This is a genomic window from Terriglobia bacterium (assembly GCA_036496425.1).
In the GTDB taxonomy this organism is placed as follows: Bacteria; Acidobacteriota; Terriglobia; order 20CM-2-55-15; family 20CM-2-55-15; genus 20CM-2-55-15.
In genome coordinates this window covers 1-7,905 of record DASXLG010000040.1, presented here as the reverse complement: position 1 = coordinate 7,905, position 7,905 = coordinate 1, and the positions used below count along the sequence as shown (strand labels likewise).

Annotated in this window: 9 protein-coding genes and 1 tRNA gene; 5 read left to right on the top strand and 5 right to left on the bottom strand. The window is 57.6% G+C overall.

The window, feature by feature from the left end; all coding sequences use genetic code 11:
- Positions 1 to 1,011: HD domain-containing protein (locus tag VGK48_03185; GenBank protein ID HEY2380165.1), on the bottom strand; the 1,011-nt coding region annotated here is incomplete at its 3' end.
- Between the two features lie 36 nt (positions 1,012 to 1,047).
- On the opposite strand from VGK48_03185, the gene VGK48_03180 reads away from it, so the two are divergent.
- From VGK48_03180 to VGK48_03160, 5 genes are all read left to right on the top strand, one after another.
- Positions 1,048 to 1,311, top strand: coding sequence for a hypothetical protein (locus VGK48_03180; GenBank protein HEY2380164.1), 264 nt, complete (start codon positions 1,048 to 1,050; stop codon positions 1,309 to 1,311).
- Positions 1,312 to 1,340: 29 nt separating this feature from the next.
- The gene (gene lepB / locus VGK48_03175; protein HEY2380163.1) at positions 1,341 to 1,997 is read left to right on the top strand and encodes a signal peptidase I; all 657 of its coding nucleotides are present in this window, start codon (positions 1,341 to 1,343) and stop codon (positions 1,995 to 1,997) included.
- Between the two features lie 56 nt (positions 1,998 to 2,053).
- Positions 2,054 to 2,124: transfer RNA gene (locus VGK48_03170), tRNA-Gln, on the top strand.
- Positions 2,125 to 2,338: 214 nt separating this feature from the next.
- Positions 2,339 to 2,623 carry a type II toxin-antitoxin system HigB family toxin gene (locus VGK48_03165; GenBank protein HEY2380162.1) on the top strand — a complete coding sequence of 95 codons (285 nt, stop codon included), beginning with the start codon at positions 2,339 to 2,341 and terminating at the stop codon, positions 2,621 to 2,623.
- A 12-nt stretch (positions 2,624 to 2,635) separates the two neighbouring features.
- The gene (locus tag VGK48_03160; GenBank protein HEY2380161.1) at positions 2,636 to 3,052 is read left to right on the top strand and encodes a helix-turn-helix domain-containing protein; all 417 of its coding nucleotides are present in this window, start codon (positions 2,636 to 2,638) and stop codon (positions 3,050 to 3,052) included.
- 239 nt (positions 3,053 to 3,291) lie between these two features.
- Here the strand turns inward: VGK48_03160 and mscL are convergent, their stop codons facing one another.
- The 4 genes from mscL to VGK48_03140 all read right to left on the bottom strand — a co-directional run.
- Positions 3,292 to 3,711 (bottom strand): large conductance mechanosensitive channel protein MscL, encoded by a 420-nt coding sequence (gene mscL / locus VGK48_03155; GenBank protein ID HEY2380160.1) that lies wholly within the window; start codon positions 3,709 to 3,711, stop codon positions 3,292 to 3,294.
- Positions 3,712 to 3,957: 246 nt separating this feature from the next.
- Entirely contained in the window at positions 3,958 to 4,932 is a 975-nt protein-coding gene (locus VGK48_03150; GenBank protein ID HEY2380159.1) for a DUF1552 domain-containing protein, read from the bottom strand.
- A gap of 397 nt (positions 4,933 to 5,329) precedes the next feature.
- Entirely contained in the window at positions 5,330 to 7,099 is a 1,770-nt protein-coding gene (locus VGK48_03145) for a tannase/feruloyl esterase family alpha/beta hydrolase (GenBank protein HEY2380158.1), read from the bottom strand.
- 149 nt (positions 7,100 to 7,248) lie between these two features.
- Positions 7,249 to 7,905, bottom strand: a 657-nt coding sequence (locus VGK48_03140) for a fibronectin type III domain-containing protein (protein HEY2380157.1), incomplete at its 5' end; no start/stop codon positions are given.

The following is a 7,905-nucleotide window of genomic DNA, read 5'->3' as shown; positions in this document are numbered from 1 at the left end:
CTGAATCCCCGAGGCGCGCGCAATCGACGTCTCCGCGGCCTCGCGCGCTTCCAGATCATGATGAAACCTTCCGACGATCTCCTGCCGGCGCATTTCACCGGCATCGGTTGTCAGGACGTAACAGGCGCGATACAGCTGGCGCGCCTCCAACCGGTTCAGGATATGGGCAATGGTTGAATTCCTGGTATAGAGTTCGCGCAGCGTCCAGATCAGAGTATCGTCGCGCAGCACGCGCAGCTCTTCGACCGTCAGACCCTCCCGCAGCCCCAGCTCGACCGCCTTCGAAATCATGGCGCCGGAAGCAATTTTCGTGTGGTGATAGTACACACGCTCGGAAAGCGTGTATCGGATCCGCAGCAGGTTCACCAGCTCCGACAAGGTGTCGAGCCGGAGCGTGCCGTTCTTCTCGAGGTTGACCACGAGCCGGCCCCCATCCATCACGAAGGACTCGAAGATCCGCGGGTCGTAGTACTGCGAAAGCCCGCAGAAATAGGTGTCCCGGCGAAGGTAGTCCAGAAGGTCGGCGCTGATGCCGCCGCCAACGATATCGGAAGCATACGTGTCATTACCGTTGATGGTTGCGATGACAGCGTCCTGCAGACCCTCGCGTTTCAGAATGCGGCCCACGGTTGAGCGGCGGTAGAAGTGCTCGACGCGCTCTTCGTCTTTGTCGTGCCGGGGAAGGACCCGCCTTTCGTCTTCCAGCGTATGACCGAATGGAATATGCGTGAGATCGTGCAGCAGGGCGGCAACCCGGATGAGGTTTTCGTCATCGGCCGAAATCTCCGCGCTGCGGCGCAGGACGTTCAACATCCGATGCGCCATCCACGAGGTTCCCAGGGAATGCTCGAATCGCGTGTGAACGGCCGATGGAAAGACCAGGCAGGCCGTTCCGAGCTGCTTGATGCCGCGCAGGCGCTGGAATTCGGGTGTGTCCATCAGCTCGACTTCGAGACCGGACATCTCGATATCGCCGTGGACGGCGTCGCGGATGAGTTTTCGTTTACTCATGCCCAGTCATGCTACATTGGCGGTAGTGGTGTGAACATGTCAATACACTCCATCACGCACACTTTTTTCGACATCGAACTGGAACCGGTGGACTCACCCGACGAAAGTCACCTCGTCAAAGTTCTTGCGGTGGATGGCCGCCGCTTCACCTATGAGCTGCGGGCGCCCCTCACGGAAGAGGCGGTTAACTACATTAAAAGTCTGCTGGATGCGGCTGTTTTCAATGACGTCGTGATTGAACCGGGTAACGGAGAGTTCGAAGTCCGGGAGCCCGTGACGCGGCTCAAAAAGCACTCATAGATCCACACGGATAAGAACGGATTAAGGTTATGAACAAACGCATTTGGGATTCGGTCAAGAGCATCGGTTCGACGCTGGTTTTTGTCTGGGTGTTCACGCAGGGCGTGGCGCAGGCCACCGTGGTGCCGAGCGAGTCGATGACGCCGACAATCCTGGTCGGCGATCACTTTTTCCTGGATAAGGTCGCGTTCCCGGCCAATTACCCCGGAGCCATTCAGAAGTATCTGCCGTCTCGAACCATTCAACGCGGCGAGATCCTCGCATTCTGGTCGCCCGAAGAACCCAACCTCCGGCTGGTCAAACGCGTCATCGGCCTGCCCGGCGAAACCTTACAGGTCCGTCATCGCGACGTGTACATCAATGACAAGAAGCTCGTCGAGCGCTACGCCATCCACACCGATCCCGTGGAGTTCCAGCGCCGCGATGACTTCGGCCCGATCACCCTCGGCCCCGACCAGTTTTTCATGATGGGCGACAACCGCGACAACAGCAACGACAGCCGCTTCTGGGGTCCGGCGCCGCGTTCCAGCTTCATCGGCACACCCCTGTTCATCTACTGGTCCTACGACGACGTGCCGTACACCCACCAGTTGAGCGCCACCGAATGGGTCGAACATTCCGCCTCCGTCGCCGCCCATTTCCTGACCCGCACAAGGTGGCTTCGCACCGGAACCGTTCTGCACTGAACCCGCAGCCTTGAGGAACTCCCTGCCATTCTGCTAGGATTCTTCAAGTTGTACTTTGGGACGTCGTCCAACGGTAGGACAGCAGACTCTGGATCTGCTTATCGGGGTTCGAATCCCTGCGTCCCAGTTGAACTTAGCGAAATCGCCCAATTTCCGCCATTCCAGCACCGAGGAAATCTGATTTTTCGGCCTTGCGGAATTTCTGATCCGCACGTCGGTCCGAAGGATCGCCCCCCACGTTTCACCCACTCAGTCATCCAATAAGCCTTCCCTGCCACAGACTTCACATTCTGTGAATTGTCTGCTTGCAACTTCACATATCGTGAACTACTATTTCTGTGATGCACGTGATCGCCATGAGCCGCTTGCGAGGGTTCTGGGCCGTCCATCCGGAAGCCGAAATGTCGCTGCGGACGTGGTTCAAACAGGCCACGAAGGCACGGTGGAACAATTTGGCGGAATTGCACGGGCAGTTTCCGAGCGCCGATTATGTGCCACCGGTTTACACGATTTTCGATATTTCGCACAACAAGTACCGGCTGATCACTGTGATCGATTACCGGTTGCACACTGTGTGGGTGCATCGCATCTTGACCCCTCCAGAGTACGACCGATGGAACCCTTAAGGAGGTGAGACGATGAAAATGCTGGCCACTGAAGAATATTGGGAGTTCTGCCGCCGCTTCCCCCTGCGGCCGATCCGCTCGGAGCGGGAATTGAAAGAGGCGCTGGCGATCGTGGATGAACTCATCGTCGAGCCGAAGCGCAGCCGCGACGCCAGCGCGTATCTGGAGGTCCTATCCGGCTTGATTGAAAAGTACGAGCAGGCGCATCATTCCATCCCCGACGTTACCGAGGCGGAAATGCTCGCGCACTTGATCGAGACTAAACAGGTGACGCAACGCGTTGTGGCGGAGGGAACCGGCCTGAAAGAATCGGCGATCTCGGATCTGCTTGCCGGCCGCCGGCGTTTCAACCGGAATCATATCGAGCGCCTGGCGCGATTCTTTCATGTAACACCGGACATCTTTTTTACCAATTCACCGCCGAAATAATCGGATCTGGCGTCCATTCCCGCTTGAAATCGTATATCCCCTTCAAGTTCGTCTTATCCACTGCTGTACGACGTAGCTGAACGGCCAACCCACCGGCAATGTTGATTTCCGAGAAGGATGTGACGTCGAAGATGGTGGACAAATATCGGAGACGAACCGGGTCATAAAACTATGCCCTTGTGGCTTCGAAACTATTGGGCTTAACCCAACATGCGTTGATAGTCCGCTTTCAACTCAGGTCATCCTGAGACTTTGGCACCCAAAGGAGACGTGCAGAATGCACAACGTTTGGCGGCCAGCGGCACATCGCTCAAGCATTCCGGGCATTTCTTTGTAGTCGGATCCGGCGGCGCTTCACCACGGCGCATTCGCGCGGTGAGGGCGTTTACCGGCAGCACAACAAAAAAGTAAATAGCGGCCGAAATCAACAGAAAAGACACCAGCGCATTTATGAACTCTCCGATCATGAATTTGCTGCCGCGGACCTCGAAAATAATGGCCGAAAAATCCGGTTTTCCGGCGATCGCGGCGATGAGCGGAGTGATTAAGTCCTTAACCAGGGCTGTCACAACTGCCCCAAATGCCGCGCCGATAACGACAGCGACCGCCAGGTCGATGACGTTGCCCCGCATCATGAACTGTTTGAAACCTTTGAGCATCAGTTCTCCTCCAGACCAAGATCAGCGCTTGTCCCAAGCTTTTTGAAGGGCATTATATGACAGGTAGATAATTTCGTTTCAGTGCTTGATGAACAGCTGAGTTGCGCCGCGCCGGGGACTGTGGTAAAAAAAACCGCAAGGAGGGCCGTACAATGAATAACCATCTCAAAACCCATATCGCCTTGATGGATTGCGGCCTGTCTTCCTCCCAGTTTCTCTTCTGACCTGAAGCGGCTCTTTCCGATCTCACGCCGGTTTCCACAAGCATTTAATCCAACTATCCAATATATCGCGCTCGCGCTCCGCGCCCGTCCGCTCCATCAAAGATGGCTTCGCGACATCTTTTTTGAGGTCGCGGCAGGCGCGGTAAAGCGACTTCACGTTGACATCGAGGAGCGGGGCGGCTTCCTCGAAATTGCCGTCTGTTTGCTGGAGCGCCCGGGTGTAGACAGATTTCCGGAAGGCATCGAGCTCCACTTCATCAGGACGGATAGCCGGCTCGACGGCGGACGGATCCAGCCTTCGGATTCTTCTGGGGAGTTGGGCGGCAGATCCGGCGATCTGCTGCAGAAGTCCTGGAGTCTTCGACAATTTAATGTGCTCTTCGAAGTCCTTCGGGACGCCAGTCGGCGCGGCTGGGACGTTCAGATCCGACGAAACCTGCTGGCCGGCTTTCTCGATCCGGCGCTCGATCTCGCGAAGGTCGTTGAGATATTGATCGACACGGGCGCGGTCGCTCGCGGAGACCTTTTTGTTGAGAGCATTCACGTCGCCCATGACGGAATCCCGGAGGCTGAGCGACTGCTCGCGCCGGACGCGCCGCAAACTATCGGTACTGCCATCGCCGAACAATCGTTCGAAGACAACCTGGGGGTTGTTCTGCATTGGCAGAGGCGATGTCGCGCTCTGCCACGAGATCGTGTCACGGTAAGCGCAGCTCAGGTCGCCACAGCTCAAGCTTGGATCTTCGATGCCGAGTTCGAGCGAAGGCATCGCCGTATCCTGGCCGATCTTCTGCGCGGCGACCTGATCGACGGTCACGCCGAGATAGGCCTGCGGTCCGGATTTCGCTTGCGCCCCGCTGAGATAAGCCGCCGCCGACCGCGTATGGTTCGACGTTGCCGAACCGCCGCCGTACGCCTGCGGGTGGCTGAGATCGCTGATGATATTGATGCTGTCCCGATAAGGCTTGAGAGGTTCGAATCTCGGAGAATTGGAAATTCGTGCCGTCGCCGGCCGGCGTCCATTTGTCCATCGTGGCGCCGTGCGGATAATAAATCGCGCCGAAGCGGGTCCGCGCTGTGGAAGCGGCCGTTTGGGCCAGCGGGGTTGCCGCGGGCACCATGGATTCCAGAAAAGGCAACGCGATCGTAACGCCGGCTCCCGTCAGGAACGTGCGCCGTGAAAGATGCTTCTTCGTAATGAACATTTCTCCGTCTCCTTTGCACGCGGGCTAAAGCCCGCGACTGCAAACCCCGTTCTTTTTCTTCTTCTGGAACGCGTTGCTTTCGACAAACCTTCCACAACCAATGGCCGGACCCGATTCGAAGTGCCTGCGCGATCCTATACCGTCATTCAGTGGGACGCGTAATAGGAAGTTGAAGGCGACCAATGATCTTCATGGAGCCGCACATGTATACGAGGCCGCATCGGTGTGCGCGCCCGAGTTGTACTTTGGATACGTCGGATAGGAACATAGAGGCAGGCTGCCTGCGTTGCCCGTGACGGTCGCCGACTTCGGCGGCGCAGTTCCCTTCTCTACCCAGTCGAGCAGCATGGCCACCCGGTCAAACCGGCTTGGAATCTGCGCGGCTGGAATCGTCTGGCCGTCGCCGTCCTTCGTATAACTGGATCCTGTAAGGCCGTGGCCCGTCTGTGGAATCACATAGAATCGGGCAAAACCATCGACGGTCGCACGGCCCATCTTATCGAGCACAGACTGGTAGTAGTCAAGCTGCGCCCCGGGCGACGCCAGCGTATCGTTGGTGCCGATGGCGACGATCATCTTCCCGCCGCGTTTCACAAATGCCGAGAGATCGGGGTTGGTCGAGTCGAGCCATCCGGAGATCTCCACACGCCGCGCATTCAACGCTCCGCCTTCGACGTAGTCCAGAGGATTGGCGTGGATGTCCTTCATCAAGAATCCCGTCACACCCAGAACGCCCAGATGCGAATGGTTAGGTGCGTTCTCCGGAGCGCCTTCCTGCCCATTGAAGCGCGCGTTCATGATAAGGCCGCTGCCCGAAGGATCGATATTCGGCACCCACATACCGAACGTCTTCGTTCCATTTGCCAGAGGCCTGGCGAATTTATACCGGCTGTAAACAACCTTGAGCGTCGAGATCTGACCGTCGGTCAGGCACGCATTCGCCGTGGTGTCTGCGGGATTCGCGTCGACATTGTTCGGACATCGCTTGGAAGCCCAGGGATTACGATTCGGATTACCCTGGCTCATGTCGAAGATGGCGCGGCAGGCCATGTAGTTATTCATGATGCCGTCGGCCAGGCCGTCGAGTTTGTCGCACTGGCGAACGACCTCGGCGCGGATCGCTTCGACCTTGGCGGGAGTCACCCAATTCGCCAGGGGTTTTTCTTGAATGCGAATCAACTCAGGCCCGAGCATCAAAGAAGAGAAACTCACGATCGGCACATTCGCCGCAATGCCGTTGTAGTCGTTTGGATAGCGCTGCGCGACGGTCAGCGCCTCGCGGCCGCCCTGCGAAGTGCCGACAAAGTAATTGAATTGCGGCCGCTGTGCGTAAGCCCGTTCCATCAGAACCATGGCCGCGTCGTGAGTCTTCTTCAACTGCATATAGCCGAGGTTCTTGATCGCCTCATCACTGAGCGTCCAGTCATCGCCCGTGTTTGCGGCTGGAGCGGCAGCCGCTGGAGCAGGGCCGCCGCGACGCCCACCGAACGCCGCCTGCTGGTGGCCGGAGTCGCTGCCGTAGGTGGCAAAGCCGCGCTGCAGCAAAGTAGCGCCTTCGCCTCCCGTGAGATTCGGGATGGAACCATTCATGCCACCACCGCCAAGCTGCACGGCGTGACTCGTCCACGATGCGGGAAGCACTACCCGGAAATTGATCGGTCGTCCATGCGAACTGGTGTCCGTCGGCGCCATCGCGCCATCGACGGAACAATATGCAGGCGCATTGCCGGCGGCTACGACCCAGCGGGGGGCTGCAAGAGTGACTCCCGCGACAGGCTCGCCGATCGATGTCACCGGAATTGCGGTTCCGAGCCTGGCGCTCGTGCAGTCTTCGGCCGCCAGCGTGTGGGTCTCTTGCGGCGTGGTCTGCGCAGACCGGGCCTTAAGAACTATCCCTGAAATCAGCAACGACACCACCGCAGCAAGTGTCCTCAGACAGGCTCGATTTTGTCGATTCATATGTGCGCGATTATACGAAGAAAAGAAAAAATGATGAACATTTCAGCGCGCTCCTGCCGAAACCCCAAATGGCGGCAACCCCGTTTCCGGGATTGCCGCCATCGTTTGAGGCTTCGCGCTATCGCGCTCGCGCTTCGCGTTTTGTGGTGCTAGGCGACGACGAACGTCTTAGTGTCCATCCAATCGGTGTAACCCAGCACGCCCAGCGCGCGGATCTGGAATTGATAGATCCCAGCCAGCGTGAGCCCACTGATGGTTACCTTCGTCGGTTTGGTCACCGTGACGATAGTCGACGGTCCGAGCACCCCGCCATTGCCTTCGAGCGCGTACCGCACATCGTAAGCAACAGCACCGGTCTGTTTTTCCGGTTGCACAACAACGTCACCGCTGTTGGCTCCGCGATCGATCGAGCGGAACTTCGCGTCAGTCAACTTTACCGGAGCAGTCTTGATTCTAGCCGCCTGCTGCGTAAAGCCGCTGGTGTTGAAAGTCGCCAGATCGTCGTTGCACGCCGCCTCGACATAGTATCCGAGTTGCGTGTACATCTTGATCACCACCGGACGTTGCTTATCTTTCGCACTGATGGCTCGCTTGCCGCCATCTTCCGCATCGATAATCAACGCAGTGAACTGATCAATGCCTGACTTGTAAGTCGCCAGGTCGACCGGGGAATTTGGAAATTTCGGATTGTTCAGCAAGCCTTCGTACGACGTCATAAACGCCTTGGCCGCTTCCGGATCCGAAACTCCATGTAGACCAAGCTTTGCCTTGATCTGAGTTGCAGTCGAATTTGCTTTTTTCATGGT